We start from the raw sequence: 18,049 nt of genomic DNA, 5'->3' as shown, positions 1-18,049 counted from the left end.
CTGTGTCGTTGCTGGTGCGCGCAGCGCACCCTACCGTCAAAGGTCGCCCATGACCCGGCCGGCGAAGCCGAATACGCGGCGTGCGCCGGCCAGCTCCACCAGCTCCACCTCGCGGCTCTGCCCGGGCTCGAAACGCACCGCGGTGCCGGCCGGGATATTCAGGCGCATACCGCGCGTGGATGCTCGATCGAAGATCAGCGCATCGTTGCTCTCGAAGAAGTGGTAGTGCGAGCCGACCTGGATCGGCCGGTCGCCGCTGTTGGCGACGGACAGGCTCAGGGTGCGGCGGCCGGCATTGAGCTCGATCTCGCCGTCGGCAATCTGGTATTGGCCGGGAATCATGGGCTGCTCACTCCAGAATCAGTTGCATAAAGGTCAGATCCAGCCAGCGGCCGAACTTGCGGCCGACCTGGGGCATCTGCCCGGTGATGACGAAACCGAGGCGCTGGTGCAGGCGGATCGAGGCGGCGTTTTCGGACTCGATGGCGGCGACCATCACATGCAGGCCGGCTTCGCGGGCGCGCTCGATCAGCGCCTGCATCAGCAGCGGGCCCAGGCCCTGGCCGCGCTGGTCGGCGCGCACGTAGACCGAGTGTTCGACGGTCTGGCGAAAGCCCTCGATGCTGCGCCAGGTGCCGTAGCTGGCATAGCCGAGCACCTCGCCGGCGGCATCGCGCGCCACCAGCACGGGAAAGCCCGCCGCCGTGCGCTCGGTCAGCCAGGCGCGGCGGTTGGCCAGGTCTACCAGGGTCTCGTTCCAGATCGCCGTGCCGTGTTGCACCGCGTCGTTGTAGATGGCGAGGATGCCGGGCAGGTCGACTTCGTTGGCGTCGGTTATCAGGTGGTTCATGGCTTATGCAATCGGCTGATGGACGGTCACCAGCTTGGTGCCGTCGGGGAAGGTGGCCTCGATCTGGATCTCCGGGATCATCTCCGGCACGCCCTCCATCACCTGCTCGCGGCTCAGCAATGTGGTGCCGAAGTGCATCAGCTCGGCCACGCTGCGGCCGTCGCGGGCGCCTTCGAGCAGGGCGGCGGAGATATAGGCCATGGCCTCCGGGTAGTTGAGCTTGACCCCGCGCGCCAGGCGGCGCTCGGCCACCAGGCCGGCGGTGAAGATCAGCAGCTTGTCTTTCTCGCGTGGACTCAGATCCATCTCGTGACTCCGTTTCTGGGCGACCGCCTGTCGCAGTCGCCGCAATCATTGGGGTAGCCAGGGCGCGTGCCTTGGCCACCGCGGTGTTGCAACGGCGGACAAGCCTTCGGCATGTCCGCCCTACATGCGTCAGGTACTCCAGATGCGCGGCGGCAGCGCCTCGCGGCCGAGCAGCGCCGGGCGCAGCAGGCGCCACAGGGCGATCAGCCAGGTGCGCGCCTGCAGCGCCTCAAAGGCCAGGCAGCGGGCGATCAGCAGGCCCGAGAGCTGGCTGAGGTCACCGCGCACGCCGTCGATCTTCAGTTCGCGACAGCGTTCCAGTAATTCGCCGTCCACTTCGCCGCTGGCCAGCAGGGTGGCGAACACCGGTCGGCCATCCAGGCCCACGGGCGAGTCGAGCAGGCCGTCGCCGCCGCTTACGCGCTGGCGCTCGTGCCACAGCAGCTGGCCGTCGCGGCGGATATCCACGGCGGCCTGGAAGTGGCCGCTGGCAAAGCGCTCGTTGGCGGCGGGGCGGCCGAGGGCGACGATGTCCCAGTACAGCAGGCGGGCGTCGCCGTGCAGCTCGATCTGCGTGTGCAGCTCGGCCTGGGCGCCGGCGTAGACGATGGTCTCCTGCGGCAGCCACTCCAGGGTGGCGCCGGCCGCGACGCTCAGGCGCAGCTCCTGGCGGGCGACGCCGGCGGCGCGATACCACTTGGCGGCGCCGGGGCTGGTGAGCTGCACCCAGCTGCCCTCGCCGGCATGCGCGGAGATGTCCAGGCGGTCGCCGCCGGCGATGCCGCCGGGCGGATGGACGATGATGTGCTGGCAGACCTGCGGCCCTTCGGCATACAGGTGCTTCTGCACCCTAAGCGGGCCGAGGTGGCGCCTTTGCACTGGCGTGGTGCGTGCGCCGTGGCGTGCATAGGCCAGCTCCAGTTCGGCGGGCCAACTGGGCGTGAACGGGGCGACAGGCAGGTTCATGGCAGGGCAAAGATTTCCGCGCATTAGTTGACCGAGTGGGCAAGCAAGAGGCGTGCCTCGAACCAATTCGGTGCGTATGACAAGGCGCGTCGCGGGGCGCTCATGTAGGGTGCGCTGTGCGCACCAGAGCTGTGGAGCATGCACCGCTCCAGCGAAAAGCGTCGCCGCTAAAGCTTAGTACCAGAGGGGCCTATGCACCGGCGTGGCCGCGGTGCGCGCGGCGCACCCTACTAGATGGCCACCAACCCGCGTACGCCTTCGGCTTCCATATTCTCGCCACGGCCCTGCTGGACGATCTCGCCGCGGCTCATCACCAGGTACTGGTCGGCCAGTTCGGCGGCGAAGTCGTAGAACTGCTCCACCAGCAGGATGGCCATATCGCCACGTTCCGCCAGTTTGCGGATCACCGCGCCGATCTCCTTGATCACCGAGGGTTGGATGCCTTCGGTGGGTTCGTCGAGGATCAGCAGGCGCGGCTGGCTGGCCAGGGCGCGGCCGATGGCCAGCTGCTGTTGCTGGCCGCCGGACAGGTCGCCGCCGCGGCGATGCTTCATCTCGCGCAGCACCGGGAACAGCTCGTAGATAAATTCCGGCACGGCCTTGGCCTGGCCGGCGGGGAAACGCGACAGGCCCATCAGCAGGTTTTCCTCCACCGTCAGGCGGCCGAAGATCTCGCGGCCCTGCGGCACGTAGGCGATACCGGCCTGTACGCGCTGGTGCGGCTTGTAGGCGGTGATCGCCTGGCCTTCCCACTGCACGCTGCCGTCCCTGGCCGGGATCAGGCCCATCAGGCACTTGAGCAGGGTGGTCTTGCCCACGCCGTTGCGGCCGAGCAGGCAGGTGACCTCGCCGACCTTCACGTCGAACGACAGGCCACGGAGGATGTGGCTGCCGCCGTAGTACTGATGCAATTTATCGACTTGGAGCATGACGGTGTCCTTAATTCGTTGTGTGGGAGGGGCCGGGCGGCGAACCGATTAGCCGCGACGGCTTTGCTCTTCAAAAGCTCGCGGCTAAAGCCCCTCCCACAGGCTGTGTCAGCCTGCAGGGGGGATCGGGGCTAGCGACCGAGATAAACCTCGATCACCCGCTCGTCGTTCTGTACCTGTTCCAGCGAGCCTTCGGCCAGCACGCTGCCCTGGTGCAGCACGGTGACGTGGTCGGCGATGCTGCCGACGAAGCCCATATCGTGCTCAACGACCATGAGGGAATGCTTGCGCGCCAGCGACTTGAACAGCTCGGCGGTGAACTCGGTTTCGGCGTCGGTCATGCCCGCCACCGGCTCGTCGAGCAGCAGCAGGTGTGGCTCCTGCATCAGCAGCATGCCGATCTCCAGGAACTGCTTCTGGCCGTGCGACAACAGCCCTGCCGGGCGGTGGCGCGAGGCGTCCAGGCGGATGGTGGCGAGCACCTCGTCGATGCGGTCCTTCTGCTCGCCGGACAGGCGCGCGCGCAGGCTGGCCCATACCGACTTGTTGGTCTTCTGCGCCAGCTCCAGGTTCTCGAACACGCTCAAAGCCTCGAACACCGTCGGCTTCTGGAACTTGCGGCCGATGCCGGCCTGGGCGATCTGCACCTCGCTCATGGCGGTCAGGTCGTACTGCTCGCCGAAGTAGGCCACGCCGTTGTCCGGGCGGGTCTTGCCGGTGATCACGTCCATCATGGTGGTCTTGCCGGCGCCGTTGGGGCCGATGATGCAGCGCAGTTCGCCGACGCCGATATACAGAGTCAGGTCGGTCAGCGCCTTGAAGCCGTCGAAGCTAACGTTGATCGCTTCCAGGGTGAGGATGGTGCCGTGGCGCACGTTGACGCCCTTGCCGACGTTCTTGCCGGTATCCAGCGCCAGGCCGGTGGGGTCGAAGGCGGCTTCGAGCATGGCTTCGGGGACGGGGGCGGTTTTCATTGATCCTTCTCCTTGCGCAGCAGACCCACCACGCCCCTCGGCAGGAACAGGGTGACAACGATAAACAGCGCGCCCAGGGCGAACAGCCAGTATTCGGGGAAGGCCACGGTGAACCAGCTCTTCATGCCGTTGACCAGGCCGGCGCCGAGCAGCGGGCCGATCAGGGTGCCGCGCCCGCCCAGGGCGACCCAGACGGCGGCTTCGATGGACTGGGTCGGCGCCATCTCGCTGGGGTTGATGATGCCCACCTGCGGCACGTACAGCGCGCCGGCCAGGCCGCAGAGCACGGCGGAAAGCACCCAGATAAACAGCTTGTAGCCGCGCGGATCGTAGCCGCAGAACATCAGGCGGTTTTCCGCGTCCCTGAGTGCGGTAAGCACCCGGCCGAATTTGCTGCGCGCCAGGCGAAAGCCCAGGTACAGGCTGCCGACCAGCAGGGCCACGGTGGCGATAAACAGCGCGGCGCGGGTGCCGGCGGCGGTGATATCGAAGCCGAGGATGCGGGTGAAACCGGTAAAGCCGTTGTTGCCGCCGAAGCCGGTTTCGTTGCGGAAGAACAGGAGCATGCCGGCGAAGGTCAGCGCCTGGGTCATGATCGAGAAGTACACGCCCTTGATCCGCGAGCGGAAGGCGAAGAAGCCGAACACCAGGGCCAGCAGGCCGGGCGCCAGCACCACCAGGCACAGCGCCCAGAGGAAACTCGAGGTGCCGTACCAGTACCAGGGCAGCTCGCTCCAGGCGAGGAAGCTCATAAAGGCCGGCAGGCCATCGCCCGCCGACTGGCGCATCAGGTACATGCCCATGGCGTAGCCGCCGAGGGCGAAGAACAGGCCGTGGCCCAGCGAGAGCATGCCGGCGTAGCCCCACACCAGGTCCAGCGCCAGGGCGACTATGGCGTAGCAGAGGATCTTGCCCACCAGCGTCAGGCTGTAGGCCGAGACATGCAGGGCGTGGTCGGTCGGCAGCAGGTGCAACAGCGGCATGGCCACGAGAATGGCCAGCACCAGCAGGCCAAGGGCCAGCGAAACCTGCGGGCCAAGCTTGGCCGTGGCGCGGGCGAGAAGGGTTTGATTGAGTGCTTGAGTCATCAGTCGATCACCCGTCCCTTGAGTGCGAAGAGCCCTTGGGGCCGCTTCTGGATAAACAGAATGATCAGCGCGAGGATGAGGATCTTGCCCAGCACGGCGCCGATCTGCGGTTCGAGGAACTTGTTCAGCACGCCCAGGCCGAAGGCGGCGGTGACGCTGCCGGCGAGCTGGCCGACGCCGCCGAGCACCACCACCAGGAAGGAGTCGATGATATAGCTCTGCCCCAGGTCAGGGCCGACGTTGCCGATCTGGCTCAGGGCCACGCCACCGAGGCCGGCAATGCCCGAGCCGAGGCCGAAGGCGAGCATATCGACTCGCCCCGTTGGAACCCCGCAGCAGGCGGCCATATTGCGGTTCTGCGTCACCGCACGCACGTTGAGGCCAAGACGGGTCTTGTTCAGCAACAGCCAGGTCAGCAGCACCACGAACAGCGCGAAGCCGATGATCACGATGCGGTTGTACGGCAGCACCAGGTTGGGCAGCACCTGCACGCCACCGGACAGCCAGTAGGGGTTGGCCACCTCGACGTTCTGCGCGCCGAAGGTGACGCGCACCAGCTGGATCAGGATCAGGCTGATGCCCCAGGTGGCCAGCAGGGTTTCCAGCGGGCGGCCGTACAGATGGCGGATCACCGTGCGCTCCAGGGCCATGCCGATGGCCGCGGTGACCAGGAAGGCGATGGGCAGGGCGAGCAGTGGGTAGAGGGCGAGGTAACTGGGGGCGAATTTCTGGAAGGCGATCTGCACCACGTAGGTGGTGTAGGCGCCGAGCATCAGCATCTCGCCGTGGGCCATATTGATCACCCCGAGCAGGCCGAAGGTGATGGCCAGGCCGAGGGCGGCCAGCAGCAGAATGCTACCCAGGCTGAGGCCGCTAAAGGCCTGGCCGAGCAGTTCGCCGACCAGCAGCTTGTTCTTCACCTGGGCCAGGCTTTTTTCGGCGGCGCTGCGCACGGCGGCGTCGCTTTCCGCGCCGGCCAGCAGCGCTTCCAGGCGGGTGCGCGCCAGCGGGTCGCCGGTCTGGCCGAGGCGCTCCACGGCGGCCAGGCGCACGGCCGGAGCCTCGGCTGCCAGTTGCAGGTTGGCCAGGGCCAGGGTCAGGGCGTCGCGCACGGCCTCGTCGGCCTCGATGCTCAGGCGGCTTTCCAGCAGCGGCAGCAGGGCCGGCGGGGTATTGCGTTGCAGCTGTTGGGCGGCCTCGAGGCGCACGGCGGCATCATCGTCGAGCAACCGATGGCTGGCCAGGGCGCTGGCGATCAGCCCGCGCAGGCGGTTGTTCAGCCGTAGTTTCTTCGGTGTGGTAGCAGGCTGTAGCTCGCCGGTGGCGGCCTGCCAGCTGCCGGCCTGCTGGATAAAGGCGCGCTTGTCGGCGTCGCCGGCGACGCGGCCCTGTTGCAGCGCCTGCAGCAGCGGCAGGCGTTCAGGCGTGGGCGCGGCGGCCCAGTCCTGCAGCAGCTTGGCCTGCTTGGCCGGGTTGGCGGCGACAAAGGCGTCGGCTTCATTGGCGCTGGCAACCAGAGGCAGCAGCAGCAACAGGCCGAGCAGAATTCGGGTAAGGGCAGTGGGCATGGTGGTTCCTTGGCGTAGCCCGGATGCAATCCGGGCGCGAGCTTCCCGGATTGCATCCGGGCTACGGCGACCCTCTCCCTGCGCGGGCCGCTGCCCCTCTGCCGCTTGCGGGAGAGGGACAGGGGGAGAGGGGCTTTTGCCTTAGTTCGACTTCACCGCGTAATCCGGCTTCTTGTCGTTGCCTTCGATATAGGGGCTCCACGGCTGGGCGCGGATCGGGCTGTCGGTTTCCCAGACCACCGAGAACTGACCGTCGTCCTGGATTTCGCCAATCATCACCGGCTTGTGCAGGTGGTGGTTGCTCTTGTCCATGGTCAGGGTGTAGCCGGAGGGCGCTTCGAAGGTCTGGCCGTAGATGGCCTCGCGCACCTTGTCCACCTCGGTGGTGCCGGCCTTCTCCACGGCCTGGGCCCACATATGGATGCCGACGTAGGTGGCTTCCATCGGGTCGTTGGTCACCGCCTTGTCGGCGCCCGGCAGGTTCTTGGCTTTGGCGTAGGCCTTCCACTTGGCGACGAAGGCGTCGTTGACCGGATTTTCCACCGACTGGAAGTAGTTCCAGGCGGCCAGGTGGCCGACCAGCGGCTTGGTGTCGATGCCGCGCAGTTCTTCCTCGCCCACCGAGAAGGCCACCACCGGTACGTCGGTGGCTTCCAGGCCCTGGTTGGCCAGTTCCTTGTAGAAGGGCACGTTGGAGTCGCCGTTGACGGTGGAGATCACCGCGGTCTTGCCGCCGGCGGAGAACTTCTTGATGTTGGCGACGATGGTCTGGTAGTCGCTGTGGCCGAAGGGGGTGTAGACCTCTTCGATATCCTTCTCGTCGACGCCCTTGCTGATCAGGAAGGCGCGCAGGATCTTGTTGGTGGTGCGCGGGTAGACGTAGTCGGTACCGAGCAGGAAGAAGCGCTTGGCGGCGCCGCCGTCCTCGCTCATCAGGTACTCCACCGCCGGAATGGCCTGCTGGTTTGGCGCGGCGCCGGTGTAGAAGACGTTGGGCGACAGCTCTTCGCCCTCGTACTGCACCGGGTAGAACAGCAGGCCATTGAGTTCCTCGTAGACCGGCAGCACCGATTTGCGCGACACGCTGGTCCAGCAGCCGAAGGTGACGGCGACCTTGTCCTGGGTCAGCAGCTGACGACCGCGCTCGGCGAACAGCGGCCAGTTCGACGCCGGGTCGACCACCACCGGCTCGAGCTGCTTGCCGAGCACGCCGCCCTTGGCGTTGATCTCGTCGATGGTCATCAGCGCCATGTCTTTCAGCGAGGTTTCGGAAATCGCCATGGTGCCGGACAGCGAATGCAGGATGCCGACCTTGATGGTCTCGGCGGCCTGCACGGTCCAGGTCATGCCCATGGCGGCGATGGAAGCGGAAAGGGTGAAGGCCTTGATCAGGCTGCGACGTTGCATGGTGCGATCTCCATTCTCGAACGTGAGTAAGTGGACAGCTCGTTATTGTTCGGCAGTGATTCCCAGGTCATTTCCGTCACCCTTGCGCCGGCTGCAGGCGCTGACGGGCGCTGTGCAGCATGTGCAGGGTGATCTTGCGCACTTCCGCCTTGCTGACCTCGATATGGGTCTTGAGCAATAGCTGTGCCTCTTCGCAACGACGCGACAGAATCGCGCCGAGGATGCGTGCGTGTTCCTCGTAGGTGAGCGCCACGCGCGGCTCCTGGGTGAAGTCCAGGCGCCTGATAATTCGGATCTTTTCGCTGACTTCGGCGTGCAGGCGGGCCATCTCGCGATTGCCGGCGGCTTCCACCAGTTGGCAATGGAAGCGCTCGTCCAGCCGCGAGACTTCGCGGCCGTCCTGCAGACGCTGCTCGGGTTGCACCATCCAGGTGCGCCTGAGCTGTTCCAGTGCATCCGGCAGCTCGTCATTGGGGCGCTCGCACAGGCGCTTGACCGCCTCCAGTTCGAGGACGATGCGCACTTCATAGAGCTCCTCGAAGTGGGCGAAGTCGAACGGCTTGACCTGCCAGCCGCTGCGGAAATACACCTCCAGGTAGCCCTCGCGCTCCAGGCGATACAGCGCCTGGCGCACCGGCGTGCGGCTGGCGGCCATGCGCTCGGCGATCTCGCCTTCGCTGAAGCGGTCACCGGGCAGCAGGCGGAACTCGAAGATGTCGTCCTTGAGCTGCAGGTAGATGCGCTCGGCGAGATTCTCCGGGCGCTCCTTGCCGCGCCTGGCCGGGTTGACCAGTTGCATCTCAGGCCGCCTCGCTCGGGGTCAGCAGGAGCAGGGCATCGCCCGGCGTCACCGCCTTGCCGGGGGCGCAGCGCAGCGCCTTGACCGTGCCGGCCACCGGTGCGGTCACCGCCAGCTCCATCTTCATCGCCTCGACCACCAGCAGCGGCGTGCCGGCTTCCACATGCTGGCCGGGCTCGACCAGCACCTTCCACACGCTGCCGCTCATCTCGGCGGCGACCAGATGGCCGTCCAGATCGGCGTCGTCCTCAGGCGTGGTGCCCAGCGCCTGTGCGGCGCTCGGATCGTCGTCCTTCCACAGCTCGACTTCGGCGTCGAAGGCGGCTTTCTGCTGGCGCTGGAAGGCTTCGATATCGGCGGCGTTGTCGGCGATAAAGCGGTTGTAGGCGGCGAAGTCGAACTCGCTCTGCTCGATGCGGATCTGCGCACGCCCCTCGCGGAAGGCTTCGCGGAATTGATCCAGCTCGGCCTCGCTGACCGGGTAGAAACGCACCTGATCGAAGAAGCGCAGCAGCCAGGGCTGGCCGTTCTCGAACTGGGCGTTCTTCACGTACTTGTTCCAGATCGGCAGAGTGCGACCGACCAGTTGATAGCCACCGGGCGAGTCCATGCCGTAGATGCACATGTACATGCCGCCGATGCCCACGGTGCCTTCAGCGGTGAAGGTACGCGCCGGGTTGTACTTGGAGCTGAGCAGGCGATGGCGCGGGTCCAGCGGCACGGCGCAGGGTGCGTCGAGGTAGACGTCGCCGAGACCGAGGATCAGGTAGCTGGCGTCGAACAGGATGTCGCGCACTTGCTCACGGCTTTCCAGGCCATTGGCGCGCTGGATGAAGTCGACGTTGTTCGGCAGCCAGGGCGCCTCGCTGCGTACGGTTTCGCGGTAGCGTTCGACGGCGGCCAGCGTTGCGCTGTCCTCGAAGGCCATGGGCAGATGGACGATCCGGGTCGGCACCTTGAGCTCGGCGACATCACCGAGCTGGCGCTCCAGGCGCAGCAGGTGGTCGAGCAGGGTGCGCTGGTGCAGCACGCGGCTGTCGTAGCGCAGTTGCAGCGAACGCACGCCGGGAGCGAGTTCTTCCAGGCCACGTAGCGGCTCGGCCTTGAGTGCCTCCATCAGCAGATGCACGCGTAGGCGCAGGGCCAGGTCCAGTACGTTATCGCCGTATTCCAGCAGGATGTAGGCGTCGCCGGCCTGGCGATACACCGCACGCGGGCGGCTGCCATCGGCCGGCAGCTCGGCCAGTACGGTGGCGGAAACCGTGGTGTCCGGTTGCAGCGACGGCGCCGGCAGGGTTACTGCGCTGATCGCCGCCAGTGCCGAGAGGCTGCCCAGTTGCGCCTGCTCCAGGCTCTGCGCCTGCTGGAAGCCGATGGGGTGGAAGCGCAGCTTGTCGCCGGGCTTGACCTGGCCGACCTTCCACAGCTCGGCCTTGGCGATAGTCACCGGGCAGACGAAGCCACCGAGGCTGGGGCCGTCCTTGGTGAGGATCACCGGGAAATCGCCGGTGAAGTTGATCGCACCGATGGCGTATTCGCAGTCATGCACGTTGGACGGATGCAGGCCGGCCTCGCCGCCGTCGGCCCGCGCCCAGCTCGGTTTCGGCCCGGACAGACGCACGCCGAGGCGGTTGGAGTTGTAGTGCACCTCCCACTCGGCGGCGAAGAATTCCTCGATGGCTTCAGTGGTGAAGAAGTCCGGCGCGCCGTGCGGGCCATAGAGCACGCCGATATTCCAGGTGCTGCCGTAGCTGGGGATCAGGCTCGGGTGAGCCGCCTGCGGGGGGGCGACTGGCGCTGGCGTGGTGCAGGCCGGCAACTCGGGCTGGGAGATGGCCAGCATGTCGGCGGTGCGCAGGGTGCGCCCGGCATGCCCGCCGAACTGGCCGAGGGCGAAGGTGGAGCGGCTGCCCAGATACAGCGGCACGTCCAGGCCATTGCGTACGGCGAGATAGGTGCGGCAGCCGCTGACCGCGCGGTCCAGCTTGAGCACCTGGCCGGCCTTGACCTCGATCGGTTGCCAGTAGGAAACCGGCGCATCGTCCAGGGTGGCCGGGCAGTCGGCGCCGGCCAGGGCGATCAGCGCATCGCTGTGAAAGCGCAGGGTCGGGCCTTGCAGGGTAAATTCCAGGCCGGCGGCTTCGGCGGCGTTGCCGACGATACGGTTGGCCAGGCGGAAGGCGAAATCATCCATCGGCCCGGATGGCGGCACGCCGATATCCCAGTAGCCCAAGCGGCCAGGATAGTCCTGCACGCTGGAGTAAGTGCCGGGCTCCAGCACTTCGATCACGCTGGCCTTGAAGGAAAAACTGTCGAGCAGACGCGTCCACACTTCACCTTGGGCGAAGCGTTCGTCGGCTACCACTTGGCGCAGGTAGTCGAGGTTGCTGGCGATGCCGTGCAGGTGGGTCTCGCCCAGGGCTTTTTGCAGCTTGGCGATGGCCTCAGCGCGGGTGTCGGCATGCACGATCAGCTTGGCGATCATCGGGTCGTAGAAGGCCGACACCTCGCTGCCTGTGCTGACCCAGCCGTCGACGCGCACGTCGTTCGGGAAATGTACGTCGGTGAGCACGCCCGGGCTGGGCTGGAAGTTCTTCAGCGGGTCTTCGGCATAGATCCGCACCTCTATGGCGGCGCCTTGCGGCGCACGGTTCAGCGCGGCCCAGTCCAGCGCATCGCCTGCGGCCACGCGCAGCATGCACTCGATCAGATCCAGGCCGGTGACCATCTCGGTGACCGGGTGCTCGACCTGCAGGCGGGTGTTCACTTCGAGAAAGTAGAAGTCGTCGCGGGCGGCGTCGTAGATGAACTCCACGGTGCCGGCGCTGCGGTATTTCACCGACTCGCCAAGCTGCACGGCGGCGGCGTGCAAGCGCTCGCGGGTGGCCTGCGGCAGGTTCGGCGCCGGGGTTTCCTCGACCACCTTCTGGTTGCGCCGCTGCAGCGAGCAGTCGCGCTCGCCGAGGGCGGCAACGCGGCCCTGGCCGTCACCGAAGATCTGCACCTCGACATGCCGCGCCTGGTCGACGAAGCGCTCGAGGAATACGCCGGCGTCGCTGAAGAACTGCTCGCCCATGCGCTTGACGCTGTCATAGGCGCTTTCCAGTGCGGCGGCGTCGCTGCAGCGGGTCAGGCCGATGCCACCACCGCCTGCGGTGGTCTTGAGCATCACCGGGTAGCCGATGCTGTCGGCGGCGCTCAGCGCTTCTTCCAGGCTTTGCAGCAGGCCGGTGCCCGGCGCCATCGACACCTGGGCCTGGGCGGCCAGTTCACGTGCTCTGTGTTTGAGGCCGAACTCGCGAATCTGCTCGCCAGTCGGGCCGACGAAGGCAATGCCGGCTGCTTCACAGGCATCGGCGAACTCGGCGCTTTCCGAGAGAAAGCCATAGCCGGGGTAGATCGCCTGGGCGCCGGTTTCTTGCGCGGCGGCGAGAATCTTGTCGATGCGCAGGTAGCTGTCAGCCGGCTTGTCGCCGCCCAGGGCGATGGCAATATCGGCGTCGCGTACGTGCTGGGCATTGCGGTCGGCGTCGGAGTAGACGGCGACGCTTTTCACACCCAGGCGTTTGAGCGTGCGGATGGCTCTGACTGCGATCTCGCCACGGTTGGCGATCAGTACGGTATGGAACATGGGGCTATCCCTTCCTCAGTTCTTGGCGGCTTGTAGGCTGGCGATATAGGCGCGCCAACCACCAAAGCTGGTGATATCGCGCGCGCCATCCAGCGCGTAGGGCTCGCAGATGAAGCCCTTGACCCAGCGGCCGTCGGCCAGCTGCAGGTTGCCGATGCCCAGCGGTGGCGGGATTTCGGCGACGAATTCGCCGAAGCGCGCCTGCGGCACGTCCCACAGCTCGACGATGATCTCAGCGCCGTCCTCTGCGACCCGTGCCAGGCCCGGTTTGGGCGGCACGCTGCCGGGCAGGGCATACAGGCGGTAATGCGCGGCGCTGGTGGTCTGCTCCACCAGCACGGCATCGCGGCTGGTGAGCTGGAAGTTCAGCGGCATGCCGGTCAGGTGCGCGCCGACCACGGCGGCGCGGATGCTGCCAGGTGCGGGTTTGTCGCTCGACGCTTGCACCGGCAGCGGCTTGCCGGTAGCGCCCAGCGGCAGATTGAGTGCCTGCTGCCAGCGCCGGCCGAGGGCCGCCAGGGCCTGGTCACGCCAGGCCGGGGCGAGCAGGGTGATGCCGGCCGGCAGACCGTCCTCGCGAAAACCGGCGGGTACGGCCAGGGCAGACAGGTCGGCGAGATTGGTGAAGTTGGTGTAGGTGCCGAACTGGCTGTTGAACAGCACGGGTTCTGCTTCCATCTCGGCCAGCGTGCGAATGGTCGGCGAGGTGGGCACTACCAGAGCATCGAAGCCGCCCAGGGCATCGTTGATGCGGCGGCTCAGCTCGGCGCGGACATATTCGGCCTTGTAGGCGTCGCAGGCGCTGTACTTGTGACCATTGGCGACGATGCCGCGCACCACCGGATTGATATGTTCGGGGTTCACGCCTTCCACCGCGACGGTGCGCTCGGCGACCCAGGAGCCCTGGTAGAGCTGCTCGGCCAGCTGGCGGAAGGGGGCGAAATCGATCTCCACCAGCTCGGCGCCCAGTTCGCGCAGCTTGCCCAGCGCAGTTTCGTAGACGGCCTGGTTCTGCACGTCGCCGAAGAATTCCGGGTTGGCCGGCACCGCCAAGCGCGGCTGGGTCGGCATGCCGACCTTGGCGCTGTGTGGGTTGTTGCGGCTGTAGGGATCGGCGGCGTCGTAGCCACCGGCGATAGTGGCCACGGCCAGGGCGTCGGCCACGGTCAGGGCGAACACCGAGATGCAGTCCAGGGTCTTGCAGGCCGGCACCAGACCGGTATTGGGCAGCCAGCCCTTGGTCGGCTTGAGTCCGACGATATTGTTGAAGCCGGCCGGTACGCGGCCGGAGCCGGCAGTGTCGGTGCCCAGCGCGAAGGGCACCAGGCCACGGGCGACCACGCTGGCCGAGCCGGAGCTGGAACCGCCGCTGACGTAAGCCGGGTTGAAGCTGTTGGGCACCGCGCCATGGGGCGAGCGGGTGCCGACCAGGCCGGTGGCGAACTGATCGAGGTTGGTCTTGCCGATGACGATGGCGCCAGCGGCGCGCAGGCGGGCGACCACTGTGGCATCGGCCTCGGCGCGGTAGGCGAACTCGGGGCAGGCGGCGGTGGTGGGCCAGCCGGCGGCGTCGATATTGTCCTTGATGGCGAAGGGCACACCGTACAACGGCAGCTTCCCGATATCGCTGTCGGCGGCTTGCAGTGCGGCTGCCAGGGCCACTAGTTGATCGTCGAGCTGAGCTTCGCTGGCCAGGGCGATCCAGGCGCTGTCATCGGTGCGCAGTTCCAGGCGCAGGGCGTGCAGCAGTTCGGCAGGGGATTGGCCGTCGCGGTAGGCCTGTTGCCAGTCGGTGAGGGTGAAGGCGAGCGGAGCGTTGGACATGCGCTGAGATCCCATCTTGTATCCAAGTTGGAGTCAGCAGAGCAATGAGGGTGCCAGTTCTTATAAAGTCTTTTATTTCATGTGGTTAGGTTATTTTTCGCGCTGCGAACGGGGCGCTGTCGAGGAGAGGTGCACCTTGGTGGGGCCGCGCTGCAAGCGGATGGTGCAGGGAACGGCTGGTGCGCACAGCGCACCTACAGAGTCGTAGGGCCTGCAGACTTTCGGTAGGTAGGGGGCGCCGTGCGCACCGAGGGTTCGAAGCTCGCCGTCTCAGGGCACCAGGTAATTCTTCACCCCGGTAAAGATGATCTGCGCGGCCAGGGCACAGACGAACAGGCCCATCAGACGGCTGACGATCTGCAGGCCCTGGTCGCCGAGCAGGCGCTCGAACTGGTTGGACAGATAGAGCACCACGCCGACGGTGAGGCTGGCGAGGAAGATCGCCGCCACCGCCACCAGCTTGTCGTCCCAGTGCGGCTGGCTGGCGCCCATCAGCAGCAGGGCGCCGATGGTGCCGGGGCCGACGGTGATGGGAATGGTGAGCGGCACTATGGTGACGTCCTGCTGCACGTTTTCGCTCTGCACCGCCGGCTTGCCCTGGGCCATGCCGAGGGCGGAAATGAACAGCACGCTGCCTGCACCGATGCGGAAGGCGTCGATGGTGATGCCGAACAGGGTGAAGATGTGCTTGCCGAACAGGTACAGCAGCACACTGGCGATCAGCGTGGCCAGCGCCACCTTCCAGGCCAGGCGCTTGCGCTCCCTGAGGGTGTAGCCGCGGCTCAGGCCGATAAAGCAGGAGAGGACGAAGAAGGGGCTGTAGAGCACCAGCATCTTCAGGTACAGGCTGAACAACTCGGAGGCCATGGCGGCAGGCTCGCAGAAAACTGGGGGGACGGAAACGATCAGTTTGGCAGCGCGTTACGCTGGCGGCGCAGTTCGCGTTCGGCGATCCAGTGTTCGATCAGCTCGCGCAGTTGCGACAGCTCCACCGGCTTGGACATGTGGCCGTCCATGCCCACGGCGCGCGCGCGCTCCTTGTGTTCGCTCAAGATATGCGCGGTGAGCGCCACCACCGGGGTGCGCGGGCGGTGCTCGGCCGCTTCCCACGCGCGCAGCTGTTCGGTGGCGGAGAAGCCGTCTAGCACCGGCATTTCGCAATCCATCAGCACCAGGTCGTAGTGCTGCGCCTTCATCGCGCAGAGGGCTTCCTCGCCGTTGCTGGCGGTATCCGGCTGCAGGTTGAGCTTGCCGAGCATGCCGCGGATCACCTTGGTGGAAATGCTGTTGTCCTCGGCCACCAGGATGCGGAAGTCGCCGGGCACCTCCAGCGGCGCGCTGACCGGCGTCGGTGCGGCCTGCACCTGGCTGTCGTTGGGGCGCTGGGCCAGCTCGTCGGCCAGGGTGGTCTTCAGCGTGTAGCCGGCCACCGGCTTGGCCAGGATGCGCTTGATCCCGGCGTTGCGCGCGATCACCTTGCTCGGCGCGTTGCTGATGCCGGTGAGCATGATGATCAGGATATCGTGGTTGAGGCTGGGGTCTTCCTTGATCTTGGCCGCCAGCTGCATGCCGGTCATACCGGGCATGTCCTGGTCGAGCAGCACCGCATCGAAATATTCGCGCATATGCGCCTTGGTGCGCAGCAGGGCCAGGGCTTCCTTGCCCGAGGGCACGGCGCTGACCTGCAGGCCCCAGGCGTTGCACTGCTGCACCAGCACCTTGCGGCAGGTGTCGTTGTCGTCCACCACCAGCAGACGCGCGCCCTGCAGCGGGCTGTCCAGATCGGCTTCGGGCTGTTGCAGGCGGGCGGCGTCCAGCGGCAGGGTCAGCCACAGGGTCGAGCCCTGGTTGCCGCTGCCCTGGATGCCGAACTCGCCGCCCATCAGACGCACCAACTGACGGGCGATGATCAGGCCCAGGCGCCCGCCGAGGCGGGTGGCGGCGAGGAAGTCCTTGCTGTGCAGCTCGGCGTTGAGCAGGGCGTCGCGCTCCTCGGCCAGCAGCGGGCGGCCGCTGTCCTGCACGGCGATGCGCAGACGGTGCTGGCCATCGCTGCTGTCCAGCGCCGCCACCAGCAGGATCTCGCCTTCGTCGGTCTGCTTGAAGGCATTGTCGAGCAGGCTGAGCAGAGCCTGGCGCAGACGCGTGGGGTCGCCGCTGATCACCCGCGGCACCTGCGGCTGGATGAAGCTGATCAGCTCGACCCGCTGCTGCTCGGCCTTGGCGCGGAAGATGTCGAGGCAGTCCTCGATCAGCGCGCCGAGGTCGAACTGCACGTCGTCCAGCTCGATCTGCCCGGATTCCAGCTTGGAAATGTCGAGAATCTCGTTGATCAGGGTGAGCAGCTCGTTGCCCGAGCTGTGGATGGTCTGCACGTAGTCGCGCTGCTTGGCCGACAGCGGCGTGCCCAGCAACAACTCGGTCATGCCCAGCACGCCGTTCATCGGTGTGCGGATCTCGTGGCTGATCTTCGCCAGGAACTCGGCCTTGGCCCGCAGTTCGGCGCTGCTGGCGGCCAACGCGGTGCGCTCCTGCAGGGTGTCGAGCTGGATCTGCCGCTGACGCTCGGTCAGCGACACGCTGAGGATCAGCCCGGCCAGGGTGGCGACGCTGAACACGCCTAGCACCAGCCAGCCCGGGTTGAGCTGGTCGTAACCCAGCAGCACCGGAATGAAGAAGCCGAAGCCGAGGTTGAACACCAGCATGCCCAGGGCGATCAGCCGCGCCGGCTGGTAACCGGCGCGCCAGTGCAGGCTGCCGACCAGCAGCAGGTTGAGGGTGCTCAGGGCCACCAGCAAGTAGACCAGCGAGCTGTACCAGAGCAGCCCGGTGATGCTGACGCACAGGGCGTAGGCCAGCAGCAACAGGGCGTTGCCCTGCAGCAGGCGGTTGAGCAGGCTGGCCTGTACCGGCGTGCCGCGGACGAAACTGAGGGCGAAGGCCAGGCCGCTGAAGGCGGCGAACAGCGCCGAGAGGTCGGCGATCAGCGACTGGTTGTGGCTCAGGCTCGGCAGCCACTGGGCGAAGACGCCGAGGTTGGCCGAGGAACATACCGCCAGGCCGATGTTCACCCCGGCCAGCCACAGGCTGCTGGCGCTGCGGCTGTAGAGGAAGCGGATGAGGTTGTACAGGGTCAGCAGCAGCAGCGCGCCGAACAGCGCGCCGAACAGGTAGGCGGGTTTTTCCAGGCTGACCAGCTCGGCCTGGTCCATCACCTTGAACCAGGTCATCAGCGGGTGGTTGGAGGTCAGCCGCACATAGGCGACGCGGGCCTGGCCGTCGTTGGGCAGCGGCATCAGGTAGAAACGCGAGGGCAGCGGGCGCGAGTCCAGCGGCATGGCCTCGCCGGTGTGCAGGTTGTGCTCCAGCTGGCCATCGCGCAGTAGGTAGTAGTCGAGGTACTGCACCCGCGGCGAGAATACCCAGAGCCAGGTGGGCTGGTTCTGTGGCGGCAACTCGGCGCGCAGCCAGACGGCGTGCTGGCTGGGCGGGAAGGTGAAGGATTGTTTACTGAGCGGCTTGAACTGCTGGCGCTGGGCGCGCACTTCTTCCAGGCCCAGGTGGGCGCTGGCGTCGATCAGGTAGGACCAGCTCTGAGGGCTTGTGGTCGGAACGGTGCCGGCGCTGGCTGTCAGGTTGAGGCCGAGCAGCAGCAAGCAGGCGAGTAATCCGATGGCAATCCTGAGCCGGTGCACGGGCAAATCCCT

Annotated in this window: 14 protein-coding genes; all 14 read right to left on the bottom strand. The window is 66.6% G+C overall.

Features of this window, described 5'->3' with window-relative positions:
* Positions 1–36: 36 nt before the first annotated feature.
* On the bottom strand, positions 37–342 hold the full coding sequence (locus ACIGKL_RS09850) for an urease subunit beta (protein WP_397486477.1): 306 nt from the start codon (positions 340–342) through the stop codon (positions 37–39).
* Positions 343–349: 7 nt separating this feature from the next.
* Positions 350–850 (bottom strand): GNAT family N-acetyltransferase, encoded by a 501-nt coding sequence (locus ACIGKL_RS09845; protein ID WP_397486476.1) that lies wholly within the window; start codon positions 848–850, stop codon positions 350–352.
* A gap of 3 nt (positions 851–853) precedes the next feature.
* On the bottom strand, positions 854–1,156 hold the full coding sequence (ureA, locus tag ACIGKL_RS09840; RefSeq protein ID WP_397486475.1) for an urease subunit gamma: 303 nt from the start codon (positions 1,154–1,156) through the stop codon (positions 854–856).
* 129 nt (positions 1,157–1,285) lie between these two features.
* Entirely contained in the window at positions 1,286–2,122 is an 837-nt protein-coding gene (locus tag ACIGKL_RS09835) for an urease accessory protein UreD (protein WP_397486474.1), read from the bottom strand.
* 230 nt (positions 2,123–2,352) lie between these two features.
* On the bottom strand, positions 2,353–3,051 hold the full coding sequence (urtE, locus tag ACIGKL_RS09830) for an urea ABC transporter ATP-binding subunit UrtE (RefSeq protein ID WP_397486473.1): 699 nt from the start codon (positions 3,049–3,051) through the stop codon (positions 2,353–2,355).
* A 131-nt stretch (positions 3,052–3,182) separates the two neighbouring features.
* The gene (gene urtD, locus ACIGKL_RS09825) at positions 3,183–4,025 is read right to left on the bottom strand and encodes an urea ABC transporter ATP-binding protein UrtD (RefSeq protein ID WP_397486472.1); all 843 of its coding nucleotides are present in this window, start codon (positions 4,023–4,025) and stop codon (positions 3,183–3,185) included.
* Positions 4,022–5,113 (bottom strand): urea ABC transporter permease subunit UrtC, encoded by a 1,092-nt coding sequence (urtC, locus tag ACIGKL_RS09820; RefSeq protein ID WP_397486471.1) that lies wholly within the window; start codon positions 5,111–5,113, stop codon positions 4,022–4,024. Before urtC ends, urtD begins: the two co-directional genes overlap by 4 nt.
* Complete coding sequence (urtB, locus tag ACIGKL_RS09815; protein WP_397486470.1) at positions 5,113–6,681, bottom strand: urea ABC transporter permease subunit UrtB; 1,569 nt, start codon at positions 6,679–6,681, stop codon at positions 5,113–5,115. Before urtB ends, urtC begins: the two co-directional genes overlap by 1 nt.
* Positions 6,682–6,822: 141 nt before the next feature.
* Positions 6,823–8,088 (bottom strand): urea ABC transporter substrate-binding protein, encoded by a 1,266-nt coding sequence (gene urtA / locus ACIGKL_RS09810; RefSeq protein ID WP_397486469.1) that lies wholly within the window; start codon positions 8,086–8,088, stop codon positions 6,823–6,825.
* A gap of 76 nt (positions 8,089–8,164) precedes the next feature.
* Complete coding sequence (locus tag ACIGKL_RS09805; protein ID WP_397486468.1) at positions 8,165–8,887, bottom strand: GntR family transcriptional regulator; 723 nt, start codon at positions 8,885–8,887, stop codon at positions 8,165–8,167.
* A 1-nt stretch (position 8,888) separates the two neighbouring features.
* Positions 8,889–12,518: an urea carboxylase gene (gene uca / locus ACIGKL_RS09800; protein WP_397486467.1), complete on the bottom strand. Its 3,630-nt coding sequence runs from the start codon at positions 12,516–12,518 to the stop codon at positions 8,889–8,891.
* Positions 12,519–12,533: 15 nt separating this feature from the next.
* Complete coding sequence (atzF, locus tag ACIGKL_RS09795) at positions 12,534–14,342, bottom strand: allophanate hydrolase (protein ID WP_397486466.1); 1,809 nt, start codon at positions 14,340–14,342, stop codon at positions 12,534–12,536.
* Positions 14,343–14,612: 270 nt separating this feature from the next.
* Positions 14,613–15,209, bottom strand: coding sequence for a MarC family protein (locus ACIGKL_RS09790; protein ID WP_397486465.1), 597 nt, complete (start codon positions 15,207–15,209; stop codon positions 14,613–14,615).
* 38 nt (positions 15,210–15,247) lie between these two features.
* Complete coding sequence (locus tag ACIGKL_RS09785) at positions 15,248–18,037, bottom strand: response regulator (RefSeq protein ID WP_397486464.1); 2,790 nt, start codon at positions 18,035–18,037, stop codon at positions 15,248–15,250.
* Positions 18,038–18,049 lie beyond the last annotated feature (12 nt).

This window comes from Pseudomonas sp. NPDC077186, assembly GCF_044543505.1.
Lineage (GTDB): Bacteria > Pseudomonadota > Gammaproteobacteria > Pseudomonadales > Pseudomonadaceae > Aquipseudomonas.
Note: the sequence above shows the minus strand (reverse complement) of the source record. Positions and strands in the feature narration are given on the sequence as shown.

Coding starts and splice junctions, on each gene's coding strand:
- ACIGKL_RS09845 (WP_397486476.1), bottom strand. CDS start 850: ATGAACCACCTGATAACCGACGCCAACGAAGTCGACCTGCCCGGCATC.
- urtD (WP_397486472.1), bottom strand. CDS start 4,025: ATGAAAACCGCCCCCGTCCCCGAAGCCATGCTCGAAGCCGCCTTCGAC.
- atzF (WP_397486466.1), bottom strand. CDS start 14,342: ATGTCCAACGCTCCGCTCGCCTTCACCCTCACCGACTGGCAACAGGCC.
- uca (WP_397486467.1), bottom strand. CDS start 12,518: ATGTTCCATACCGTACTGATCGCCAACCGTGGCGAGATCGCAGTCAGA.
- urtA (WP_397486469.1), bottom strand. CDS start 8,088: ATGCAACGTCGCAGCCTGATCAAGGCCTTCACCCTTTCCGCTTCCATC.
- urtB (WP_397486470.1), bottom strand. CDS start 6,681: ATGCCCACTGCCCTTACCCGAATTCTGCTCGGCCTGTTGCTGCTGCTG.
- ACIGKL_RS09790 (WP_397486465.1), bottom strand. CDS start 15,209: ATGGCCTCCGAGTTGTTCAGCCTGTACCTGAAGATGCTGGTGCTCTAC.
- urtE (WP_397486473.1), bottom strand. CDS start 3,051: ATGCTCCAAGTCGATAAATTGCATCAGTACTACGGCGGCAGCCACATC.
- ACIGKL_RS09835 (WP_397486474.1), bottom strand. CDS start 2,122: ATGAACCTGCCTGTCGCCCCGTTCACGCCCAGTTGGCCCGCCGAACTG.
- ureA (WP_397486475.1), bottom strand. CDS start 1,156: ATGGATCTGAGTCCACGCGAGAAAGACAAGCTGCTGATCTTCACCGCC.
- ACIGKL_RS09805 (WP_397486468.1), bottom strand. CDS start 8,887: ATGCAACTGGTCAACCCGGCCAGGCGCGGCAAGGAGCGCCCGGAGAAT.
- urtC (WP_397486471.1), bottom strand. CDS start 5,113: ATGACTCAAGCACTCAATCAAACCCTTCTCGCCCGCGCCACGGCCAAG.
- ACIGKL_RS09850 (WP_397486477.1), bottom strand. CDS start 342: ATGATTCCCGGCCAATACCAGATTGCCGACGGCGAGATCGAGCTCAAT.